A 23,156-nucleotide genomic window follows, 5' to 3' on the forward strand; every position below is an offset into this window, starting at 1 on the left:
AAAATCAAAGTCTTGCTTTTACCAAAAAACATTTTTTCCTCAATGTTTAAAATGTCTCATTCCCGTAAACACCATCGCAATACCGTATTCATCGGCTTTTTTGATGGAGTCTTCGTCTTTGATGGAGCCGCCGGGTTGGATGATGGCAGTGACGCCGGCTTTTGCTGCTGCTTCGACGGTGTCGTTCATTGGGAAGAAGGCGTCTGATCCCAGCGCGGAGCCTACCGCTTTTTCGCCAGCTTGCTCAATGGCAATTTTCGCTGCACCTACACGGTTCATCTGTCCTGCACCAACACCGACAGTCTGCCCTTCTTTTGCAAGCACGATGGCATTGGATTTCACATGCTTCACCACTTTCCATGCAAGTTTCAGGTCTGCCCACTCTTGCTCCGTCGGCTCGCGTTTCGTTGGAATAGTAACCGTCGCGTCTTCCAAGCCAAACTGATCCTCATCTTGCACCAACAATCCTCCGCGAACGGATACCATGCGAGATTGCATCACGCCTGCCCCGTTCATATCAACCAATAACAATCTGATATTCTTTTTCTGCTTCAATACTGCCAACGCATCCTCACTAAAGGACGGTGCAATGACAATCTCTAAGAACAATTCATGTAAAAGTTCTGCCGTTTCTTTGTCTACTTCTGTATTGAAGGCGATGATGCCACCGAAAATGGAAACAGGATCTGCTTCATATGCACGGCGGTATGCTTCCACCGTTGTTGCGCCAGTGCCCACGCCGCAAGGGTTCATATGCTTGACTGCAACTACTGCAGGGTCTTTGAATTCTTTTACAATCTGCAATGCCGCATCTGCATCATTGATATTGTTGTAGGATAATTCTTTTCCGTGTAGTTGCTCTGCTGATGCAATTGCAAATTCGGACGCTAACGGTGCTTGGTAGAATGCTGCTTGTTGATGCGGGTTCTCTCCGTAACGCAAGTCTTGTTTTTTCTCAAACGTAACGGTCAATGATTCTGGATGCTTCTCTTCCACTGCTTCTGTCAAATAGTTAGAGATCATTGCATCATAGGCTGCTGTATGGCGGAATACTTTTGCAGCAAGTCGACGGCGTGTTGCCACCTCCACTTTTCCGCTTTCTTTTAGCTCGGCAATGACTCCCTCATAGTCTGTAGGGTCTACTAATACCGCCACGTCCTTATGATTCTTTGCTGCTGAACGAAGCATCGTTGGGCCGCCAATATCAATGTTTTCAATCGCATCTTCAAACGTGGAATCCGCTTTAGAGATCGTTTCTTTAAATGGGTAAAGGTTCACCACAACCAAATCGATCGGAGTTATTCCGTGCTCCTCTAGTTGCGCTTGATGACTTTCGTTGTCACGCATGGCCAATAATCCACCATGGATCATCGGGTGCAAGGTTTTTACACGTCCATCCAGGATTTCTGGGAAGCCTGTTACATCAGAAATACCAATTACTTTCACACCATTATCCTGCAATACTTTTTTTGTGCCGCCGGTAGAGATAACCTCTACACCTAGATCCACTAATTGTTGTACAAATGGGACGATGCCCTCTTTATTGGAAACACTCACTAATGCTCTCATCGTATCGCTGCCTCTCCTTTGATTGAAAAAAGTTGTTGTAAGGTTTTTGGGTAAAATGAATGTTCTACCTCATGAATTTTTTTCTCTACTGTTTCTCGCGTATCATCTTGGCCAATTTCAATTGCTTGTTGCGCAATAATTGGTCCTGTGTCCATCCCTTCATCGACAAAATGAATGGTCACTCCTGTTAATTTCACACCATACTCGAGCGCTTGACCAACTGCATCCAGGCCTGGAAACGCTGGTAAAATGGAAGGATGGATGTTAACGATTTTCCCTTTATAAGCGTTAAGCAGCGTCGGTCCAATAAGACGCATATAGCCTGCCAACACAATAAAATCTATTTCATATCTTTTTAACTCCAAGAGGATATGCTCTTCAAATTCTTGTTTTGTTTTATAGCTTTTAGGAGCAAATGCGAAATAGGGAATGTCCGCTGCAGTTGCACGTTCGACTACATATGCACCGGGCTTGTCGCATACAAGTAAAGCCGGCGTGGCATCGAGCAACCCGTTGCGACACGCATCCGATATCGCCTGAAAATTGGAGCCGCTCCCTGATGCAAAGATGGCTATTCTTGTTGTCATCGGATTTCTCCTCCGCCAAACGTGATACCCTCGCCTTCTTTTACACGGCCGATCAAGTAAGCTTTCTCCCCGTTAGCTTCCAGGATCTGCACCACTTCTGGTAAAATCTCTTCGTTAATGGCAAGCACCATGCCAATTCCCATGTTGAAGATATTGAACATTTCTTTGCGATCTAGCTCACCAACTTCCTGTAAAAGGTCAAAAATCGGTGGGATCGGCCAAGTGCCATAATCCACCTCAGCTTGCATGCCTTCCGGAAGCATCCGCGGGATATTTTCAATAAATCCGCCACCGGTAATATGGGCCATTCCGTTGATGTCGTATTTTTTCAGCACTTCTAGAATTGGTTTTACATAGATTTTTGTAGGCGTGAGCAGCTCTTCGCCAAGTGTCCTGTCAAAGCCATCGTACTTTTTATCAAGGTCCAGCTTGCCTTTTTCAAACACAATTTTACGTACTAAGGAGTAGCCGTTGCTGTGAATGCCGCTTGAACTCAAACCGATCAATACGTTGCCCGGTTCTATTTTGGAGCCATTAATTAATCGCTCCTTTTCTACCACACCAACTGTGAATCCTGCCAAATCATACTCGGTGTCATCATACATACCAGGCATTTCCGCCGTTTCCCCGCCTACTAATGCGCATCCTGCCTGCTCGCAGCCGTCCGCGATTCCTTTTACGATACTTTCGATACGCTCCGGCACCGCTTTACCACATGCAATATAATCTAGAAAATAAAGCGGCTCTGCTCCTTGCACGACAACATCGTTTACACACATCGCAACTGCATCCACCCCAATGGTGTCATGTTTGTCGAGCTGGAAAGCAAGCATCAGTTTTGTCCCGACTCCATCTGTTCCGGAAACGAGCACCGGATTTTTCACATTTACTGCCGATAAGTCAAACAGGCCGCCAAATCCGCCCAGGCCTCCCATCACCTCTGGCCTCATCGTTCTAGCGACATGCTTTTTCATACGCGTCACCGCTTCATAGCCCGCTTCTATATCTACACCTGCTTGCTTGTATGCATTTGCCATATGTGTTGTATCTCCCTTCCAATGGAAAAGCGACGAATCTTTAAAATCCCGCCGCTTTTTTGTAAGCTTTTTTTTAAAAAGGTAATTATGTTTGTTTTTTCTATGGTTTAAGGGTGACTGCACCCTGCTTCCCACGGTTTTCATAGTGGATTGTAACTATTTTTGGTGTTATTGTAACTTTTTCAGCGGTGAGTGTGACTTTTTCCATGCTGATTGTAACTTTTTCAACAGTTATTGTAACTTTTCCAAAAATCAGCGCCCCACCGAGCCTTCCACCCTAGCACTTCTCATGCGGCAGCACCGTGTCCGGAAAAATCTCCGTCGGATACTTGCCGGTAAAGCATGCCATACACTGTCCGCGAGTTTCTCCGTCAAACGGGCGATCGATCGCTTCGACCATACCACCAGGACTCAAAAACGCCAGTGAATCCGCGCCTATGATCTCACGCATTTCCTCTACAGAATGAGAAGAGGCAATCAATTCTTCATGTGTCGAAGTATCAATTCCGTAAAAACAAGGATTCTTGATCGGTGGTGAACTGATGCGCACATGCACCTCAGTCGCACCTGCCTCGCGAAGCATCCTTACAATCCTTCTGCTCGTCGTTCCGCGGACGATTGAATCATCGACCATCACGACACGCTTGCCTTCCACGACCCCGCGCACAGGAGAAAGCTTCATCTTCACACCCTGCTCCCGCAATGATTGGGAAGGCTGGATGAACGTACGTCCTACATATCTATTTTTAATCAAGCCTAGTTCATATGGAATGCCTGAAAGTTCTGCATAACCGATTGCTGCTGAAATACTGGAATCCGGTACACCAGTTACCACATCGGCCTCTACACCTGACTCCATCGCCAGTTGCTTGCCAAGACTTTTCCTTGCTGTATGCACATTAATGCCATCAATATTGCTGTCTGGTCTGGAAAAATAAATGTACTCCATGCTGCACATCGCACGTTGGGTATGCAAGGTGAACCGCTCAGAATGCAAGCCGCCATTGTCGATAATCAGCAGCTCCCCTGGCTCGATATCGCGGATAAATTCCGCTCCGACTACATCGAACGCACAGGTTTCAGACGCTACAACATAAGCATCATTCAAACGGCCAAGTGACAGTGGACGCAAACCGTTCGGGTCAAGCGCAACCATCATTTCCGTCTCTGTCATGATTAAAAAGGCATACGCACCCTTTAACATTGACAACGCATTTTTCACACGATCCTTCAACAACGTGTAGCCACTTCTTTTAATCAAATGAGCTAGAACCTCCGTATCAGAGGTTGTTTGTAAAATACTCCCCATCGTCTCAAGCTGATGCTTAAGCGCATTTGCGTTTACGAGATTTCCATTGTGCGCTAGTGCAAGACTGCCAGATTGAGAGTGGAACAATAAAGGTTGCACATTCTCATAGCCGCCGCCCCCTGCCGTTGCATAACGGACATGGCCAATGGCAGCTTTTCCAGCGCCAAGTTCTTGCAATCTACCATTACCGAACACTTCGTTCACAAGGCCTTCCCCTTTTACCGCTACAAGCTTCTCTCCATCTGTTGAAACAATCCCTGCACCTTCTTGGCCACGGTGTTGCAAGCTATGCAAACCGTAATAGGTAATCTGGGATGCCTCGGGATGTCCCCAAATCCCGAACACCCCACATTCCTCATTCAAGCCCTTTAGTTCAGCAAGCATGGAATAGCTCCTTTCCAAGCATCGCGAAGGTCGTCCACAGACATATGGATTGCAACTTCACGGGATGCCGATTCAATATGAAGATTACCGGTTGCAGTAACAGTTCCTACAAAACTAGCATCCGCCACTGCTGCTTCAAACGCCTCTTGATTTTCCGGACGAACCGTTACCACAAAACGTGATTGTGTTTCACTGAACAGTGCAGAAGTCATGTCACCCGTAAGCGTTACGGAAGCACCCAGTCCACTAGCACCCATTGCACTCTCAGCCAAAGCCACACTTACTCCACCTTCAGACACATCATGAGCAGAAGCAACTAACCCCGAGCGAATTGCCGCCAATAGCTCATCCTGACGTCTAGCTTCCACATCTAAGTCAATTGCAGGTGCCTTCCCAAAAATCTTGCCATACGTAAGCTTTTGCAACTCACTTCCACCAAACTCAGAAGCCGTTTCCCCAATTACATAAATCAGGTCGCCTTCGTTCTTGAATTCCTGAGTCGTCACATGCTTCAAATCATCAATCAACCCAACCATACCAACAACTGGCGTTGGGTAAACAGCCACACCGTTTGTTTCGTTATATAAGGATACATTTCCACCGATTACTGGCGACTCTAACTTGCGGCACGCTTCACTCATGCCATCTGTCGCTTTTTCGATCTGCCAGAAGATCTCCGGCTTTTCAGGATTACCAAAATTCAAGCAGTCTGTGATTGCCAATGGCTTCGCACCAGAACACACAATATTACGTGCCGCTTCAGCAACCGCGATCATTCCGCCGACTTCTGGATCTAGATATAGATAACGGGAATTACAATCCGTTGTCATCGCCAATGCTTTTTCCGTTCCACGGATACGAACAACTGCCGCATCAGAGCCAGGCACCACCACTGTATTAGTACGTACTTGGTAGTCATACTGATCATAAACCCACTCTTTGCTTGCAATGGTCGGTTGTTTTAATAGAGCCACCAAAGTCTCTTCGTAGTCAGCTACTTCAGGTACCGCAACCTCCATCTCCTGGAACTCGCGATAATACGCAGGTTCGCTAGATGGCTTATGGTATACAGGAGCTTCTTCAGCAAGCGCATCGACCGGTACATCTGCAATCACTTCACCTTTATGAACAAGGCGCAGTTTTTTGTCATCCGTCACTTTTCCAATAGATACAGCTTCTAAGCCATATTTAGAAACGATTTCGTGCGCTTCATGCTCACGTCCAGCTTCCACTACAATCAGCATGCGCTCTTGGGATTCAGAAAGCATCATTTCATAACCAGTCATGCCTGTTTCACGCTGAGGCACAAGATCAAGGTTCATCTCAATTCCGGAACCTGCCTTTGACGCCATTTCTGCAGAAGAACTAGTTAAACCAGCCGCTCCCATGTCTTGGATTCCAACAAGGCCATCCCATTTCACAATCTCCAAGCAAGCTTCCAATAATAATTTTTCCATAAAAGGATCGCCAACTTGAACCGCTGGACGTTTCTCTTCCGATGCTTCAGAAAGCTCTTCCGATGCAAAAGTTGCCCCGTGAATCCCGTCGCGTCCCGTTTTTGCCCCAACGTACATGACCGTATTACCGACACCTTTTGCCTGCCCTTTTTTAATATCTTCATGATTGATCAGACCCACACACATTGCATTCACAAGTGGATTGCCATCATAAGCCGGGTCGAACTGGATCTCGCCGCCAACTGTCGGGATGCCCACACAGTTTCCGTAGCCGGCGATTCCTGCCACCACTTCTTCAAACAAATATTTCACACGCGGAGATGTTAGTTCCCCAAAGCGCAAAGAATTCAATAACGCTATCGGACGTGCACCCATCGAAAAGACATCACGGATGATTCCGCCGACACCTGTTGCTGCACCCTGATAAGGCTCGATGGCAGACGGGTGATTGTGACTCTCAATTTTAAACACCACTGCCTGATTGTCACCGATGTCCACGATTCCGGCACCTTCCCCTGGACCTTGCAATACTTTCGGTCCATCAATTGGGAACTTGCGCAATACCGGCTTGGAATTCTTGTAACTGCAATGCTCCGACCACATTACCGAAAATAACCCGGTTTCTGTGTAGTTTGGCAAACGCCCAAGAATTTTTTCTACCATTAGGAACTCTTCATCGCTTAGTCCCATTTCACGGTAAATGCCTTCCGCTTTGATCATCTCTGGATTTGGCTCAAGAAGTAACGACATGTGATTCCCTCCAATTACGAACGATAGATTGAAAGAGTTTAACGCCATCTGCACTGCCTAACAGCTCAGAAACCGCTCTTTCCGGGTGTGGCATCATACCAAGTACATTTCCTTTTTCATTTACAATCCCTGCAATATCATGTAGACTACCATTTGGATTGTCACCATTATAGGAAAAAGCAATTTGCCCATTGCTTACTAATTCCCCTAAAGTTTTCTCATCACAATAGTAATTTCCTTCCCCATGCGCAATGGGAATGGTGATAATCTCATCTTTTTCATACCCCGATGTGAACATCGTCTCATTGTTCACCACTTTCAACTCCACCGGACGGCACATGAACTTTAAGTTCTTGTTTCTTCTCATTGCCCCTGGAAGAAGACCTGACTCCAGTAAAATTTGAAACCCGTTGCATACGCCCAAAATTGGCTTACCAGCTTCTGCTGCTTTTTGTACTTCAAGCATGACATTGGAAAAGCGTGCAATTGCGCCAGATCTTAGGTAATCCCCATAAGAAAATCCACCTGGAAGTAAAATTCCGTCATACTCCTCTAAATTCGTTGCATCATGCCACACATACTCGACTTCTTCCCCAAGCTCGTCTTTAATTGCGTGGTACATGTCTACATCACAGTTGGAGCCCGGAAACACGATGACTGCAAATTTCACGATCCAACTACCTCCTCCACCTCATAACGGAAGTCTTCAATCACTGTATTTGCTAATAGACGTTCGCACATTTCTTTTACTAACACATCTAAGTCACGGTCAGATTTTGCAATCGTCAACTCTAAAAATTTTCCGATACGAACTTCCTCGACCTCTTTATAAGAAAGACTGTGAAGCGAACTTTTCACTGCTGTTCCTTGTGGATCTAAAACGCTCTCTCTTAACGTTACAAATACCTTCACTTTATACATGCTGCTCTCCTCCGATACGTGCTAGTATTTTTTCGTATGCATCTGTCAGGCTTCCAAGATTTCTGCGGAACACATCTTTATCAAGTTTCTCATTCGTTTCCTTATCCCACAGGCGGCAAGTGTCCGGTGACACTTCATCTGCCAAGATGATTCGCCCGTCATTCGTTTTACCAAATTCCAGCTTGAAATCTACTAATCTCAAACCTTTATTTCCGAAAAATTCCGATAATACTGCGTTGACCTTACGCGCTACATGCTTCAAAATGTCCACTTCTGCAGGTGTTGCAAGCTTTAAAAGCTGGATATGATCTTCAGTGATGAGCGGATCTCCCAGTGAGTCATCTTTATAATAAAACTCAACGATTGGCTGCTCGAGTGTGATGCCTTCTTCGATTCCAAGTCGTTTTGCCATGCTGCCGGCAGTGATGTTACGGACCACGACTTCAAGTGGAATGATGTCGACTTTTTTCACGAGCTGTTCTGTTTCGGACTTGCGCTCGATGAAGTGGTTTTCGATTCCGGCTTCGGTGAGCATGGAAAATAGTAAGCTAGTAATCTCGTTATTCAAACGGCCTTTGCCTGTAATGTCGGCTTTTTTTTCGCCGTTGAAGGCGGTGGCTGAGTTTTTATATTGGATCCAAACGATGTTTTCGTCAGTTGTTGAGTAAACCAGTTTTGCTTTGCCTTCGTATAGTAGTTCCTGCTTTTGCAAGGTCATGGGTTTGCCTCCTGTAAAAAAGAGATGGGTTTTCGTTAAACTCCCTGTTGATTTCCGTTCCAGTTGTTCGCTTTCCGCGGGCGGTCCGGGAGCCTCCTCGGCTTCGCCTGTGGGGTCTCCCCTGTCCCTTCCTCCCGCAGGACAAGGAATGCTTCGTCAGCGATTCATCGCACGAAGAAAATGCGCTAGCATTTTTGAGGAGTCTCACAACTTGCACTCCAATCACCAGGGTGAATCACTTTGTATGAACGGTATTTCAAATATCACGAGACAACCTAGCTGTTGCTTGGAGCAAAGGGCGAAGACTCCTGAGGGAGATAGCGGTAGCTTGAGACCCCTGAAGCGTTGTGAGGAGGCTCAAGCACCGCCCCTAGGAAAGCGAAGCCCAGTGCGGAAAGCAACAGCGGTGCTCCACCAATTTATCTTTTACAGCCCTAGTCGGTCGAAAATCGTATCAACATGCTGCAGGTGATAGTTGTAGTCGAAGCAGTCTTCAATCTGTGCCGGTGTCAGACGGGACGTGATTTTCTCTTCGCCTTCCACTAGCTCGCGGAAATGGACTTGCTTCTCCCATGCTTCCATCGCTTTTGGCTGAACTGTGTCATACGCTTCTTCACGGGACATACCAGTATCAATCAACGCAAGCAGTACGCGTTGAGAGTAGATAAGACCCAAAGTGCGGTCCATGTTGCGCTTCATGTTTTCCGGGAACACCGTCAAGTTTTTAATGATGTTGCCAAAACGATTCAGCATGTAGTTCAATGCAATCGTGCTGTCCGGTAAGATGATTCGCTCTGCTGAAGAATGCGAAATATCGCGCTCATGCCATAGTGGCACATTCTCGTAAGCCGTCATCATGTACCCGCGGATCACACGTGCAAGGCCTGTCATATTTTCCGAACCAATTGGGTTACGTTTGTGTGGCATTGCGGAAGATCCTTTTTGACCTTTTGCGAAGAATTCTTCCACTTCGCGTGTTTCACTCTTTTGTAGTCCGCGAACTTCGACTGCAAATTTTTCAATAGACGTTGCAATCAATGCCAGTGTGCTTAAGTAGTGAGCGTGGCGGTCACGCTGCAAAGTTTGTGTAGAGATTGGTGCTCGTTTTAGGCCTAGCTTTTCACACACATACTCTTCTACAAACGGATTGATGTTGGCATATGTTCCAACTGCACCGGAGATTTTTCCAAACTCGATGCCTTCTGCGGCTTGTTTGAAACGATCTAAGTTACGTTTCATTTCTTCATACCATAGGGCAAGCTTTAAACCAAATGTTGTAGGCTCTGCGTGCACACCGTGTGTACGGCCCATCATGACCGTGTACTTATGCTCTTGCGCTTTTTCTTTTAAAATAGAAACAAAGCGTTCGATGTCAGCGAGTAAGATCTCATTAGCCTGCTTCAGCTGGTAAGAAAGTGCTGTGTCGACTACATCTGTGGAAGTTAAACCGTAATGCACCCACTTTTTCTCGTCTCCAAGTGTTTCAGATACCGCTCTTGTAAAAGCAACCACGTCATGACGAGTTTCCGCTTCGATTTCTTTGATTCGCTCGATATCGAAGGATGCTTTTTCACGAAGTACCTTAACGTCTTCTTTTGGGATGTCCCCAAGCTCTGCCCATGCTTCACAAGCCAAGATTTCTACTTCAAGCCAAGCCTGAAATCGGTTTTCTTCTGTCCAAATCGCGCCCATCTCGGGTCTTGTATAACGTTCAATCATGTTAAAATCCTCCGTTCAACTGTGTTCCATATCTGCCAGGAAGCCTCTTGCTCCAAAGCCTGTTCTATTGTATCAGCTAAAATATTGATATGTCCCATTTTTCGTTTCTCTTTTTTCTCGTGTTTGCCATATAAATGAAGCTTGGCATTTTCATAATGTGGGATGTGCTCAATCGCCGCGTCCACATGCTCCCCTAATAGATTAACCATAACGCATGGCTTCCATAAGGTTGTTTTTCCAAGTGGCATTCCAGTTACTGCTCTGATGTGCTGCTCGAATTGTGAAGTCTCGCATGCATCCATCGTATAGTGTCCAGAGTTGTGCGGTCTTGGTGCCAGTTCATTTATATAGAAGGTACCATCTTCTAAGACGAACATTTCCACTGCCAGTGTTCCGATAAGGTTGAAGTGCCTTGCTAATGTCATCGCACTTTGGATTGCGTTCATCTCTAGAATCTGGTCGACCCTTGCAGGTGCGATTGTTTTATATAAAATATTTTCTCTATGTTCGTTTTCACCGACAGGGAATGCTTTGATTTCACCTGTTGTGCTTCGTGCTACTACAACCGAGATTTCTTTTACAAAAGGAATCCATTTTTCTAGAACACACTCGCCATGATCGAAAAGTTTTGCAGCCTGTTCGAGAGCTGATTCGTCCTTCAACACTACCTGCCCTTTGCCGTCATAACCGAATCGGCATGTTTTCAGGACACTTGGATAACCGATTTTCTGAATGGCTTCATGAAGCTCTGCTTTTGTCGTTACTTCCATAAAAGGTGCAACCTGAAGGCCGGCTGCTTCAATTGCTCTTTTTTCGGTCCCGCGATGCTGGGTGACTTTCAACACTTCGCTTCCCTGTGGTAAGTAAGCGTTCTCTTCTAGCCAAGTCAATGCTTCATAATCGATGTTTTCAAATTCATATGTGACAACATCGGATAGCGATGCAAGTTTTTTAATCGCTTCCATATCAGTGAATGCCGCGGTGATTTCAATGTCTGCAACCTGACCGCACGGTGAATCTGGTGTTGGGTCAAGAACGGCGATTTTAAAGCCCATTGCTTTTGCTGATAGGGCCATCATCCGACCTAATTGCCCGCCGCCGATGATTCCGATGGTTGCTGGTGGTACGATATGTTTAAACAAGCTGATCACTACTTTCTATCACTTGTTGTTCTGTTGCGTCTCTTCGTGCTTGAAGGCGTTCTGCCGTATTACTGTCATAAGCGCCGATCATTTGTGCTGCAAGTAGGCCTGCATTGGTTGCGCCGGCTTTTCCGATGGCAACGGTTGCGACTGGAACTCCGCCAGGCATCTGGACGATGGAGAGCAGGGAGTCGAGGCCGTTTAGTGCTTTGGATTGAACCGGTACGCCGATTACTGGGAGCGTCGTTTTTGCTGCTACCATTCCAGGTAGGTGGGCTGCTCCTCCCGCTCCGGCGATGATGACTTTTAGGCCTCTTTCTCTTGCTTGTTCTGCGTAGGTGAACATGAGGTCTGGTGTGCGATGTGCGGATACGACTTTCTTTTCGTATGGTATATGTAGTTCGTCAAGCATGTCACATGCGTGTTTCATTGTTTCCCAATCGGAAGTACTTCCCATGATCACTCCAACAATAGCGTTCATTTTGTTGCCTCCCTTTTTGATTTGAATGGTTATTTGTTTGACTCCCTGTTTCCTTTCGTTCCAGGTGTTCGCTTTCCGCGGGACGGTGCTTGAGACCCCGCAGACTTGCCGAGGAGGCTCAAGGTCGCCCCGCGGAAAGCGAAGCCTTTTGCGGAAAGAAACAGCGGCGTTTAACAGAAACTTTTAGATACAGAAAAGCCCAGATGGACTGTCCCTGTTTGAGGAGGGAAAGCAGTCCATCTGGGCTTTCATTAGCATAGGTAAACAAACTTAGTCGCCATGAAAAACATAGATGGTGTTAACTTCCCCTCATAGTCCGACCAATGTGGCGGTCGGGTAGAGACTTATGGGCCATATTCCCAAAATTATATGAGGTTTCATTATTTGTTTTTAATTCGTTTTCATCTACGTTTATCTTACCGTCAATTTTCGTTAATGTCAATGGAAATCATGAACAATGTAGTTTGTTTGTCGATTAACGTTCGTATTTTGGTGTTATTTTTCAATTAATTTGCCTTCAAATACTATTTTTCTTCCAATTGGATGCACTTCTTTGTGTCCATTTTTTACGGTTTCTTGGAAAATGGGCTCTTCCATCCGGCGTGAGGGCATGTAGCCTTCCTTTGCCATTCGGTCGAGGCATTCACTGATCGTCTCATTTTCCATTACTTCGAACTTTCGTTTTCGCGGCGTCTTACCCATTCTTTAATTTTCCTTTCCTTTACAGCTTTTACCCAGAAACCACCGTGAATGGTTTTTGGTTCGTAGGCAATGATGAATGCCTTAGGGTCATGCTCTTTGATGGCATGATACAAGCTCACTTCGTATTTTCGAGGCGTTAAAATTTGCATAGCCATTCGGTCGCCTTCAAGCCCATTTGCCTGCCAATTTGTCACCCCGTACCCTTTTTCACGCAAAAGCTTTGGCAGATCCTTGTCATACTCCTTCGTAATGACATTTACGGTGGTGTATCCAAGCGCCAGTTTTTCTTCAATTTTCATTCCGACAATAACACCAACACCATATCCCAGTGCGTAGGCAGCCAAGTTTTGAATTTCATTCAGATTGTCCAGTACCAGGCCTAGACCAACCACATAAATGACAACCTCTACCATGCTGATTCCTGCAGCCAAGTAACGCTGCCCCTTTAAAGTCAAAATCATTCGAATCGTAAAAAATGATACGTAGACAATATTGATAATGATGATGATTGCTACCATAACTAAACTATTTTCAAGCAAGATACCTGCCTCCTAGATGCCTAAATCTAGTAACTAATTCTAATGGAACCTGCTATAACCTGTAAACACTTAAGGTAAATTAATTGGACTAAAGTCCCATAAGTGTTAGGATGGTATAGCTGACGTTTTTGTAACAAATACTTAACCTATGAAAGAAGTGATGAGAAATCATTAAAGGAGTGAAAACATTTTGAAGAAAACAACCCCTGTATTTATTGTTTCTATTATAGTTGCTGTCTTATTCATCATTTGGGGTGTAATTCCCGCAAGCATGTTGGGAGACGCCGCTTTAAAGCCTGTAACAGAAGCTGTACAAGGTTTTATAGTGGATAAGTTCGGTTGGTTTTACCTGTTGACTGCAACAGGATTTTTGTTGTTTAGCATTATTCTTATATTCACTAAATTCGGCCGTATTAAACTTGGCAAAGACACGGACGAACCGGAATACAATTACATCACATGGTTTGCGATGTTATTTAGTGCCGGGATGGGTATCGGATTAGTATTTTGGGGTGCTTCAGAGCCGATGTATCATTTTTTCGCCCCACCGACCGGAGAAGGGGAGACGGCTGAAGCGGCCAGGGTAGCAATGCGCTATTCATTTTTCCATTGGGGACTGCATCCTTGGGCCATCTATTCTGTCATTGCGCTCGCATTAGCGTATTTCCAGTTTAGAAAAGGCTCACCAGGAGTTATCAGCTCCATCTTACGACCACTTTTAGGTGATCGAGTCGATGGCAATCTTGGTACCTTCATTAATTTTATTGCGGTTTTCGCTACAATCTTTGGAGTTGCTACTTCCCTTGGGCTCGGAGCTATCCAAATCAGTGGTGGCCTTTCAAGCGTCACCCCGGCCATCACAAACAATATCACGACTCAACTGATCGTGATAGCAGTGGTGACAGTACTGTTTATGTTGTCGGCACAGACAGGGTTGAATAAGGGAATCAAATACTTGAGTAACCTGAATGTCGTGCTCGCTATATCATTAATGTTGTTCTTGCTGTTCGCAGGTCCAACCAATTTCATTATGGATCTGTTTACAACAACCGTTGGAAGCTACCTTCAAAATCTGCCATCCATGAGCTTCCGTTTGTTCCCGTTTGACGCAGATAATTCATGGGTTCAGGATTGGACCATTTTCTACTGGGCATGGTGGATCGCTTGGGCACCATTTGTAGGTACATTCATCGCCCGCATTTCACGTGGTCGTACAATTCGTGAGTTTTTGCTTGGAGTATTATTGGTTCCAACCATCTTCGGCGGACTATGGTTCTCCGTATTCGGAGGATCTGCGATATTCTTGGAGTATTTTGAAGGGATTCCGGTGTATAGTGTCATTACAGAGTCTGGCATGGAAGTCGCACTTTTCTCTGTCTTGAAAAACTATCCGCTTGGAATGATCATGTCCGGGCTTGCCATTTTCCTGATCTGCACCTTCTTCATCACTTCAGCAGATTCAGCAACCTTTGTACTTGGCATGCAAACAACCAACGGCAGCCTGCATCCACCAAACTCCATCAAGTTTGTGTGGGGGCTTGTGCAATCGGCGGCTGCAGCGATCCTGCTTTGGACAGGCGGACTAGAAGCACTCCAAACCGCCTCCATCATCGCCGCTTTCCCATTCGCCATCATCATGATTTTCATGGTCTTCTCCCTCATGAAATCATTCAAAGGCGAAAAATTCACCAATGTTACTAAGCCGATGAATGTGGAGAAGAAGGACTAAGAAACATAACTAAGATAAGTAAAACCCCGCCTTTCACGAGGCGGGGTTTTAGCGCTTTAACGTAGTGAGGGTCAGACCCCTCTTTACCTCTTCATCACTTTACCATATAAAACAACAGCCGGAAGCAGCAGCATGGCGCTAAGGACTAGCGCGGTACGAATGTAGTATCTGGTTGCGATGACTCCCACAAACGGGCCTCCTAGTCCTTGCCCGACCGCGTTGCCTTGGCCCATGATGGATAAGACAGTAGCTCGGGATTTTCTTTCTAGCTGTTGGTTCAGCCACGCCTGATACATTGGTGCAGTGATGGAGCCGATGATGCCGAGCATCCAGAAACAAAAGATAGATAGGTAGAAATACGGTGTTACCGCAAAGAAAATCATGAAAAGAATCTGTGCAATTGTTAAATAGAACAGGCTGTATCTGATCACCTTTGGTTGATTCACATCAAATCTGCGTTGGTACCATTCCATCGCACCAATACTGATTAACGTACCGACGAAATGAATGATTCCAAACCATACAACCGTATCAAATGAACCGATGCTTGGGAAGGTGAATGCTTCCAACAGATGTGCCTCCCAAAGGCGGTCAAAGCCCTCAGATGTTGCACCGATAAATACCGTCACCACTAACAGCATAATAAGTACCGGCTTGTTTTTTATAAAAGACACACCAGAAATAAACGTGCCGAACATTGCTTTCAACGGATTCACATTAGCATGTTCCACTCTCTCGAAATTCTTTTCCTTCATATAAATGCACAAGAAGATGCCAAGCAACATGTAGAGTGCCCCTCCTGCCAGATAAGGAAGATTCAGCGCGATGCTTGCAAATGCTACACTGATGATGATCCCGATAAGGCTTGCAACAAGCCGGAGTTGATTTGTTCGCACAAATATTTTGGCAACTGCCTCTTCCCCTACTTCATCTGTCAGCCATGCCTGATCCGCTCCACTAAGGAACGTCTCTCCGATTCCGCGAATGAACTCTCCAATGAGTAATAGCACAAACGCAGACAACACTCCTGCAACTACAATACCGCCGTTCATGTAAGGGATACTTCCTTCAAAAATAAAAGCAGCACCTAAGATGAATGTCGCAATAATAATCGACAATCTCCTGCTGTAGGTGTCAGCCACCACTCCCGTTACACTTTCGAATATAATAACTGTCAACTCAATGGCCGTTCCAATCAATATTAGCTGTAAAGGATTCAAACCTAGTTCTTCAATATAATAGATCGCATACGTGGTAAACATGATAGAGCTCGCAAGCGAAATAATAAAATGCATAGTGTAATACACATGCTTTGTTTCCAATGTGTTCATTGTTACCTACTTTCCAGCAAGCAACAACACGGTTTTAATCGTTAGTCGTCACTTGCTATTACGTTGTTTTTCCCTTTGTGTTTTTGTTAAAAATCCATGTATTGTTTTTTGACATGTTCAAACACCTCCACTATAAAATATACCATGTATTTCCTTTACTGTGTTTAATAGAAAATCGACAAACAGGAAACATCCAGACACAGGCTTAAGATGACTCATAGGCACTTACCCACTTAACCTTGCATATCATATAGGCAAAGAGAAGTAGAAAGGAAGCGTGATTGCTGATGATGCCATTTAATCAATTTAAAAATATGGGAGACTGGCGCAAACAGTGGGATCAGTTTTTCGGAGACGAGTTTTGGAACGGGTTTGAGCCATACTTTGAAAACATGCAGACCCAGACCAATCTTTACAAAAAAGAAAATGAGCTGCTCTGTGTTATGTGCCTTCCTGGCCTTGTAAACCCAGAACAAGTACAATTGTTTATCCGCCCGCAACAACTTGAAGTAAAAGGCCAAATCAACCTCAACATCCAAGGCTACGAGCTCATTGAAGAAGGGATTGCACAAGGCGAATTCCAACGCACCTTCGAACTCCCATTCCCAGTCCGCGACGACAAAGTAGACGCCACCTACGAAAACGGCCTCCTCCTCATCCAACTCCACCGCCACATCATAAGCGACACCAAACGCCAGATTTATGTGAGGGGCGGGGTGAACAAGGAGAAGGGATAAAAATAAGTGATAAGGGGTCAGACCCCTCTAGGAATTTCCGCTTCGACGTCGAATAACTAAAGGTTAGAGTTATATTCAAGATGGCCAGCTTCTGTTCTTGGAGCTTGGCCATTTTTTAGTTGAGATACGTCCCGAGTCTTACTTTAAATATATCTGTGGCCCTTTGTGGAGAATATGCTCAGTAACGTAAACTTTTAAATGAGGAAACCAAAACCAGATGTACAACATTTTAAAAGGAGACCAATACGCTTAATATGAAGAAACTAATTATTATCAGCATCATTCTTATATTCGCTCTCACACTATGGTTCAACCGTGGTGGAGTGGATACTATCTATAAAGATCATGCACCTGCACAACCCATACCTGAAGAATTTGAGCCAACAATCCTTTGGCCAAAAACCGTAGATGACAAAAAAATGGCCGGAGAGGCTAGCGGGGTTGCAGTTAACTCAAGTGGAGATATTTACTATCTGCACAGAGGCAGTGCCAACTATGGCGGAGAAAAAATCATTGAAGAACCAACAGTCATTGTACTAGATGGACAGACCTTAGAAGTGAAAGAAAAATGGGGAGAAAATCAATTTCTATCCCCCCACGGTCTAGAAATAGATCATAAAGACAATATATGGATCACCGACATCTCTCTAAACAAAGTATATAAATTTTCACCAGGCGGAAAATTGGTTCAAGAATTTGGGGACGACTATCCTTTTTATATGGAAGTTGTCCTTAGAATACGTAACAAACTATCCAACTTCCCCACTGGAATGAGTAAGTCAACCTTCGCAAGACCGACAGATGTTACTGTGTTGCAGGATGGTTCCTTTGTGGTAAGTGACGGATACCGAAACCGTCGCATCGTAAAATTTGATAAAAACGGCCAGTTCTTATGGGAAAAAAATAAACTAGGCACCAGTGCTGGAGAATTCAATCTTCCACATGGAATAAGTAGTGATGACCAACACATCTATGTGGCGGACCGCAGCAATGCTAGAGTACAAATCTTCACCCATGAAGGAGATTATATTGAAGATTGGGACCAAAGCGAACTAGGAAGACCCTTTGGCATAGAAGCAGACAGTAAAGGCTCCATCTATGTAGCGGACGGAGGCGATACCCTTTATCCTAAAAGCGGAGATGGCACCCACCAAATCGTCATTCTCAACAACGATGGCCAAATCAAACAACGATTCGGAACCTATGGCACCGCACTCGGCCAACTCAACATCCCACACGACATCGCCGTCGACCAAAAGGGAAACATCTACGTCGCAGAACTCCGCAACAACCGCCTGCAGATGTTTGCGAAAAAAAATGAAGAATAAGGGAATAAGGGGTCAGACCCCTCTAGGAATTTCCTTTCCGACGTCGAATACTATATAAGTTAACCATTCCATCCTTATCCCCCTTCACCCAGAAGGGGTTTTTTATATGGGTTTTAGGTAAGTTTAGTAAGTGAAATAGGTATCCCCGAAAAAAAATTAAAATTAAAATGAACGGTTTATGAACTCGCAGCGTCTTATGGTTGAACAAACGAAAACGCTAAGAAAGGAGGCATCGATTTGGAGCAGGAAGAAGATATTTATTTGATACAAGGGGCAATCACAGGCGACGACGATGCCTTCACGCAGCTATTTCAGAAGCACTATTCTTTTCTATATAAATACTTGCTCAAACTAACACTGAACGAAGAAACGAGCAACGACCTGGCCCAGGAAACGATGATGAAATGCTACACCAATCTCGCCTCGTTCAAAGGAGAAGGGAAGTTTTCCACCTGGATGATCTCGATTGCCTCAAGGCTCTACATCGACTCCATCCGGAAGCGAGAGCGAGAGAAGAAAAAAGCCAACCGGCTCCTACATGTTCTATCCAGACAGCTCACCTTCCGCTCAAAGTCAAACGGAATGGAGTGGAGCGATACGTTCTCAGACTTCAATCAGCTGCCTCCAGAAACAAGAACACCGATTTTACTGAGACATTATTACGGTTACACCTATGAGGAAATCGGCACCATGCTTGGCATCAGAACAGGAACTGTAAAATCAAGAGTGCACAATGGTATCAAAGCGCTAAGAAAGGAGTGGGACCATGACGATGAGTCAACAGGATAAGAGAGAAAAGGAACTTCTAACAAAACTTCACAAAGACTGGCAGCAACTAGATGAATTAGGGTCACCTCCCATCCCTACAGCTCACCAAATGCAGGAACAACTTCATCTGGCAAAATCGGCGAAACGTAAAGCCTTCCAAAAGGAGCTCAGCATTTTTGTCATCACGGCACTTATCCTTTTAACAGCCTTTACAACAGCCATGTTGCAAGCACCCATGCTATTTATCATCATTCAAGTGTCTGCATTCGTCTTAGCACCAATCATTCTCTACTTCCTGCAAAAAAATAAAGCTAAACAGGAAGGAAGCATATTGTCATGACGCCAGAAAAACTGGACCAACTATACACCATTCTGCCATGGCTCATTCCTGTTCTGTTGACACAAAGCATTTTGCTATTCATTGACGCTAAGAAAAAAGGCAGCTACGCATGGTTTTGGGGAATCTGGGGATTAATTCAATTCCCACTGCCTACCCTGTTCTATCTGCTATTCGTGTTCTACCCACATAACAAGAAACAAAAGAGGAGAGGATTCTAATGGAAAACATCAACTGGTCACTTGCTGCACCACTAATCGTTTTGCAACTTATTTTGATTATCACGGCCTTAATCAGCCTTAGCCGTCAAGAACAAACGAACGGACCGAAATGGGCCTGGGCCCTCATCATACTTTTCATCACTACTATCGGCCCTATTCTTTATTTTATTATCGGGCGCAAAAACGACTAGGGAGCGACCAATATGTTACTTGAAATCAATAACTTAACAAAAACATTTAAGCAGCACCAAGCCGTCAAAGGCATTTCTTTTCACATAGAAAAAGGAAGTTGTGTCGCTCTTCTCGGTCCAAACGGCGCAGGAAAAACGACGACTCTACAAATGCTTGCGGGGCTTCTTACACCAACAGCTGGTACAATCCGTTTTACTCAAAGCAACGGGAAGGACTATCGACACCAAATCGGATTCTTGCCCCAACATCCTTCCTTCTTTTCCTGGATGACACCAAAAGAATATATGCAGTTTGCGGGAAACCTTTCACACATCCCAAAGGCTAAACTTAAATCTAGAATTGAAGAAACACTTGAATTTGTCAGCTTAACAGAGGTAAAAAACAAACGGATAGGCGGCTTCTCCGGTGGAATGAAACAACGCCTGGGCCTTGCGCAAGCCTTATTGCACGACCCGGAACTCCTAATTCTCGACGAACCCGTTTCGGCGCTTGACCCTGACGGAAGACGCGATGTCTTAAAAATTCTCACTGAATTAAAAAGCCGCATGACCATCCTGTTTTCCACCCATGTCCTACATGATGCTGAACAGGTTTGCGACACCGTCATCATGCTAAAAGAAGGCCAAATCAAGTGGGACGGCAGCCTAAAAGCATTAAGGTCCGAACACACCACTTCTGCTATAAAAATAAAAACAGAAGAGCCACTCACTGGACAATTAGATGGCATTCCAAGCATAGAATCTATTGACTATATCGACACACACACTGCCACCATCTATGTAAACGAAAGGGCCTTCCGCAGCAAAACTATTTTATCAAAAATACTAAACAACCAGCTCACCCTATCACACTATGAAAAGGTGCAAGATTCCCTTGAAGACGCATATATGAAGGTGATGAACCGATGAAAAACTTCTCCACTCTTTTTATAAAAGAAATGCAAGAAAGCATGCGCAACGGAAAATGGATTTGGCTACCCATTGTCATCATGATCATCGGCATCTCCCAACCATTAACCAGCTACTATATGCCGCAAATCATCGAATCAGCCGGTAACCTGCCAGAAGGAGCTGTCATTGAGATCCCCACTCCCTCCGGAGAAGAGGTTCTTGCAGGTACACTCGGACAATACGGCACCATTGCCACGCTTCTATTTGTGCTAGCAAGCATGAGTGCGATTTCGATTGAACGACAGACTGGCACCCTCACTCTCGTCATGGCCCGTCCTGTCCAGCCATATCAGTACATCCTAAGTAAATGGACCGCACAACTAGTCATTGCTCTAACATCCCTGCTACTCAGCTATGTGCTAACGTGGTACTATACTAATCTACTATTCAACCAAGTAGACTGGGACATCATGCTCGCAAGCCTTGGCGTCTATAGCTTATGGATTTTTTTGATTATCTCTGTTACCATCTTTGCAGGAACTTTGATCCGCACCTCAGGAGGCATTGCCGGTGTCAGCGTCTCTTTCCTTGCACTTTTAACTGTTTCCACAGGACTCTTCACCAAATTTATGGAATGGAGTCCAGCCAAGCTAAGAGAACACGCAACTGCCATTCTTATACAAGGGGAACTTCTTGAAAACGGCCTGCTCGTTATTACAGCTACACTTTGCCTTTCCCTACTGCTCGTCCTATTGGCAACCTTCAACTTTAAGAGATTTGAACAGTTTTAAAAAAAGAGTAGCTATCGGCCCTAATTTAGGAAGCCGAGCTACTCTTTTGTTTTTCTATTTGTTGTAAAAAATATTCGATGGCCGTTTTCCCTTTTAACCTTATTACCAACTTGTCTTCTTGATAAAAATCCAGCCTCTTCTTCATCGCTTTCTTCCTTGCCCGATAAGTGGTGATAATAAACTTAAGGAAAGCCCACTCCATCCTCTCCGTACACTCACCCCCAAGATCAGGACGCTTATTCCCAAGGTTAGTCAGCCATCTCTTTATTACCCTATACAAACAAACCCTTAATGGAAGCTCCAAATAGATGATGGTGTCGGCCTTTTCAGCTCTTAAATCAAAAGTAGCTGTATAGTTCCCTTCAACGATCCAAGTGCTATGATTTTTTATCATTTCCTGTTGCAATTGTGTGAATTCCTCCATACTTGCTTGCATCCAGCCTGGTTTCCAAAAGTACGCATCCAGATGAAAGACTTTTAAATCTAAAGCTTTTCCAAGTCTGGTGGCAAATGTGGATTTCCCAGCTCCTGCCGATACCCCTATAACCATTATGCGCTGCATTATTGATTCCCCTCTCTTTTATGTACGTTCTATGTTTAGGATATTTAGTATAGAGGAGATCTGTTGGAAAATCTAGGGGGATGGAGTCTAGATAAAGACTTTTAAAGTTAAAATCTTTCTTCTAGGTGGTCTTTATACTGTGTATAAAGACCTCATTGCTCGAATAGCTCGCCTCTGATAGGTCTTTATAGCATCTATAAAAACTTCAATCCTGATTTCCTCGCCTTTGATGGGTAATTATAGCATCCATGAAGACCTTTTCAAGAAGAATTCCTCTGCCAAATTGTCTTCATAACCATAATGAAGATAATTTGGAGCAAATCTCCCATTCAAAAATGTCTTCATACCCCCAATGAAGTCAATCTGAAGAAATATATCCCCTTCAAATTGTCTTCATCCACATTACTCCCCTCTGTCCAAACTTCTAAAACACAAAAAAAACCAGCGCCTAATCTAATAAGCACTGGTTTCCTATGAATTTGCCTGGCAACGTCCTACTCTCACAGGGGGAGATCCCCCAACTACCATCGGCGCTGAAGAGCTTAACTTCCGTGTTCGGTATGGGAACGGGTGTGACCTCTTCGCCWTCATTACCAGACATATTYAGTTGAAGGTTGATCCTTCAAAACTAGATAATGTGTTCGTATCAAGAAATTCATATCGTTCACTTATTTCAATACTTATTTGGGTTAAGTCCTCGATCGATTAGTATTCGTCAGCTCCACATGTCGCCATGCTTCCACCTCGAACCTATCTACCTGATCATCTTTCAGGGATCTTACTTACCGAAGTAAAAGGAAATCTCATCTTGAGGGGGGCTTCATGCTTAGATGCTTTCAGCACTTATCCCGTCCGCACGTAGCTACCCAGCTATGCCTTTGGCAAGACAACTGGTACACCAGCGGTGCGTCCATCCCGGTCCTCTCGTACTAAGGACAGCTCCTCTCAAATTTCC

General features: G+C 44.8%; 24 protein-coding genes, 2 rRNA genes and 1 riboswitch. Of the genes, 9 read left to right on the top strand and 17 right to left on the bottom strand.

Annotated elements, in window-relative coordinates:
- Positions 1-39 precede the first annotated feature (39 nt).
- The 13 genes from purH to FZC76_RS15240 all read right to left on the bottom strand — a co-directional run bounded on the left by purH (position 40) and on the right by FZC76_RS15240 (position 13,294).
- Positions 40-1,569 carry a bifunctional phosphoribosylaminoimidazolecarboxamide formyltransferase/IMP cyclohydrolase gene (gene purH / locus FZC76_RS15180; RefSeq protein ID WP_148988999.1) on the bottom strand — a complete coding sequence of 510 codons (1,530 nt, stop codon included), beginning with the start codon at positions 1,567-1,569 and terminating at the stop codon, positions 40-42.
- Complete coding sequence (gene purN, locus FZC76_RS15185) at positions 1,566-2,156, bottom strand: phosphoribosylglycinamide formyltransferase (RefSeq protein ID WP_148989000.1); 591 nt, start codon at positions 2,154-2,156, stop codon at positions 1,566-1,568. Before purN ends, purH begins: the two co-directional genes overlap by 4 nt.
- Positions 2,153-3,193: a phosphoribosylformylglycinamidine cyclo-ligase gene (gene purM, locus FZC76_RS15190; RefSeq protein WP_148989001.1), complete on the bottom strand. Its 1,041-nt coding sequence runs from the start codon at positions 3,191-3,193 to the stop codon at positions 2,153-2,155. Before purM ends, purN begins: the two co-directional genes overlap by 4 nt.
- Positions 3,194-3,470: 277 nt before the next feature.
- Positions 3,471-4,886 (bottom strand): amidophosphoribosyltransferase, encoded by a 1,416-nt coding sequence (gene purF, locus FZC76_RS15195; RefSeq protein WP_148989002.1) that lies wholly within the window; start codon positions 4,884-4,886, stop codon positions 3,471-3,473.
- Entirely contained in the window at positions 4,871-7,093 is a 2,223-nt protein-coding gene (purL, locus tag FZC76_RS15200) for a phosphoribosylformylglycinamidine synthase subunit PurL (protein WP_148989003.1), read from the bottom strand. The genes purF and purL overlap by 16 nt, the downstream gene beginning before the upstream one ends.
- Complete coding sequence (purQ, locus tag FZC76_RS15205) at positions 7,077-7,763, bottom strand: phosphoribosylformylglycinamidine synthase subunit PurQ (protein ID WP_148989004.1); 687 nt, start codon at positions 7,761-7,763, stop codon at positions 7,077-7,079. Before purQ ends, purL begins: the two co-directional genes overlap by 17 nt.
- Positions 7,760-8,014 carry a phosphoribosylformylglycinamidine synthase subunit PurS gene (gene purS, locus FZC76_RS15210; protein ID WP_064100235.1) on the bottom strand — a complete coding sequence of 85 codons (255 nt, stop codon included), beginning with the start codon at positions 8,012-8,014 and terminating at the stop codon, positions 7,760-7,762. Before purS ends, purQ begins: the two co-directional genes overlap by 4 nt.
- On the bottom strand, positions 8,007-8,732 hold the full coding sequence (gene purC, locus FZC76_RS15215; RefSeq protein ID WP_262372632.1) for a phosphoribosylaminoimidazolesuccinocarboxamide synthase: 726 nt from the start codon (positions 8,730-8,732) through the stop codon (positions 8,007-8,009). The genes purS and purC overlap by 8 nt, the downstream gene beginning before the upstream one ends.
- A gap of 426 nt (positions 8,733-9,158) precedes the next feature.
- Complete coding sequence (purB, locus tag FZC76_RS15220; RefSeq protein WP_148989005.1) at positions 9,159-10,451, bottom strand: adenylosuccinate lyase; 1,293 nt, start codon at positions 10,449-10,451, stop codon at positions 9,159-9,161.
- Entirely contained in the window at positions 10,448-11,602 is a 1,155-nt protein-coding gene (gene purK / locus FZC76_RS15225; RefSeq protein ID WP_148989006.1) for a 5-(carboxyamino)imidazole ribonucleotide synthase, read from the bottom strand. The genes purB and purK overlap by 4 nt, the downstream gene beginning before the upstream one ends.
- Positions 11,586-12,074, bottom strand: a complete 489-nt coding sequence (gene purE, locus FZC76_RS15230; protein WP_148989007.1) for a 5-(carboxyamino)imidazole ribonucleotide mutase — start codon at positions 12,072-12,074, stop codon at positions 11,586-11,588. Before purE ends, purK begins: the two co-directional genes overlap by 17 nt.
- 292 nt (positions 12,075-12,366) lie before the next feature.
- Positions 12,367-12,467: riboswitch (purine riboswitch) on the bottom strand.
- Between the two features lie 102 nt (positions 12,468-12,569).
- Entirely contained in the window at positions 12,570-12,776 is a 207-nt protein-coding gene (locus FZC76_RS15235) for an NETI motif-containing protein (protein WP_060664022.1), read from the bottom strand.
- Positions 12,740-13,294, bottom strand: a complete 555-nt coding sequence (locus tag FZC76_RS15240) for a DUF2179 domain-containing protein (RefSeq protein WP_168865648.1) — start codon at positions 13,292-13,294, stop codon at positions 12,740-12,742. Before FZC76_RS15240 ends, FZC76_RS15235 begins: the two co-directional genes overlap by 37 nt.
- 211 nt (positions 13,295-13,505) lie before the next feature.
- Between FZC76_RS15240 and FZC76_RS15245 the strand changes: the two genes are divergently transcribed.
- Complete coding sequence (locus FZC76_RS15245; protein WP_148989009.1) at positions 13,506-15,044, top strand: glycine betaine uptake BCCT transporter; 1,539 nt, start codon at positions 13,506-13,508, stop codon at positions 15,042-15,044.
- Between the two features lie 83 nt (positions 15,045-15,127).
- On the opposite strand, the gene FZC76_RS15250 is transcribed toward FZC76_RS15245, so the two are convergent.
- Positions 15,128-16,375 carry an MFS transporter gene (locus tag FZC76_RS15250; RefSeq protein WP_148989010.1) on the bottom strand — a complete coding sequence of 416 codons (1,248 nt, stop codon included), beginning with the start codon at positions 16,373-16,375 and terminating at the stop codon, positions 15,128-15,130.
- A 287-nt stretch (positions 16,376-16,662) separates the two neighbouring features.
- On the opposite strand from FZC76_RS15250, the gene FZC76_RS15255 reads away from it, so the two are divergent.
- The 8 genes from FZC76_RS15255 to FZC76_RS15290 all read left to right on the top strand — a co-directional run bounded on the left by FZC76_RS15255 (position 16,663) and on the right by FZC76_RS15290 (position 21,639).
- A complete protein-coding gene (locus FZC76_RS15255; protein ID WP_148989011.1) occupies positions 16,663-17,112 on the top strand; it encodes an Hsp20/alpha crystallin family protein in 450 nt (149 codons plus the stop codon).
- Between the two features lie 254 nt (positions 17,113-17,366).
- Positions 17,367-18,440 carry a peptidyl-alpha-hydroxyglycine alpha-amidating lyase family protein gene (locus FZC76_RS15260; RefSeq protein WP_148989012.1) on the top strand — a complete coding sequence of 358 codons (1,074 nt, stop codon included), beginning with the start codon at positions 17,367-17,369 and terminating at the stop codon, positions 18,438-18,440.
- A gap of 237 nt (positions 18,441-18,677) precedes the next feature.
- Entirely contained in the window at positions 18,678-19,229 is a 552-nt protein-coding gene (sigY, locus tag FZC76_RS15265) for an RNA polymerase sigma factor SigY (protein ID WP_148989013.1), read from the top strand.
- Positions 19,207-19,548, top strand: coding sequence for a YxlC family protein (locus tag FZC76_RS15270; protein WP_262372633.1), 342 nt, complete (start codon positions 19,207-19,209; stop codon positions 19,546-19,548). Before sigY ends, FZC76_RS15270 begins: the two co-directional genes overlap by 23 nt.
- Entirely contained in the window at positions 19,545-19,766 is a 222-nt protein-coding gene (locus FZC76_RS15275) for a transcriptional regulator (RefSeq protein WP_148989014.1), read from the top strand. Before FZC76_RS15270 ends, FZC76_RS15275 begins: the two co-directional genes overlap by 4 nt.
- Positions 19,766-19,957 (top strand): PLD nuclease N-terminal domain-containing protein, encoded by a 192-nt coding sequence (locus FZC76_RS15280; RefSeq protein ID WP_148989015.1) that lies wholly within the window; start codon positions 19,766-19,768, stop codon positions 19,955-19,957. The genes FZC76_RS15275 and FZC76_RS15280 overlap by 1 nt, the downstream gene beginning before the upstream one ends.
- A gap of 12 nt (positions 19,958-19,969) precedes the next feature.
- Entirely contained in the window at positions 19,970-20,866 is an 897-nt protein-coding gene (locus tag FZC76_RS15285) for an ABC transporter ATP-binding protein (protein WP_148989016.1), read from the top strand.
- The gene (locus FZC76_RS15290) at positions 20,863-21,639 is read left to right on the top strand and encodes an ABC transporter permease (RefSeq protein WP_148989017.1); all 777 of its coding nucleotides are present in this window, start codon (positions 20,863-20,865) and stop codon (positions 21,637-21,639) included. The genes FZC76_RS15285 and FZC76_RS15290 overlap by 4 nt, the downstream gene beginning before the upstream one ends.
- 25 nt (positions 21,640-21,664) lie before the next feature.
- On the opposite strand, the gene FZC76_RS15295 is transcribed toward FZC76_RS15290, so the two are convergent.
- From FZC76_RS15295 to FZC76_RS15305, 3 genes are all read right to left on the bottom strand, one after another.
- Positions 21,665-22,201, bottom strand: coding sequence for a P-loop NTPase family protein (locus tag FZC76_RS15295; protein WP_148989018.1), 537 nt, complete (start codon positions 22,199-22,201; stop codon positions 21,665-21,667).
- A 481-nt stretch (positions 22,202-22,682) separates the two neighbouring features.
- Positions 22,683-22,799: ribosomal RNA gene (gene rrf, locus FZC76_RS15300) — 5S ribosomal RNA — on the bottom strand.
- Between the two features lie 87 nt (positions 22,800-22,886).
- Positions 22,887-23,156, bottom strand: a 23S ribosomal RNA gene (locus FZC76_RS15305); the annotation flags it as partial.

Origin of the sequence: Sutcliffiella horikoshii (assembly GCF_008180725.1) — a bacterium.
In the GTDB taxonomy this organism is placed as follows: Bacteria; Bacillota; Bacilli; order Bacillales; family Bacillaceae_I; genus Sutcliffiella_A; species Sutcliffiella_A horikoshii_B.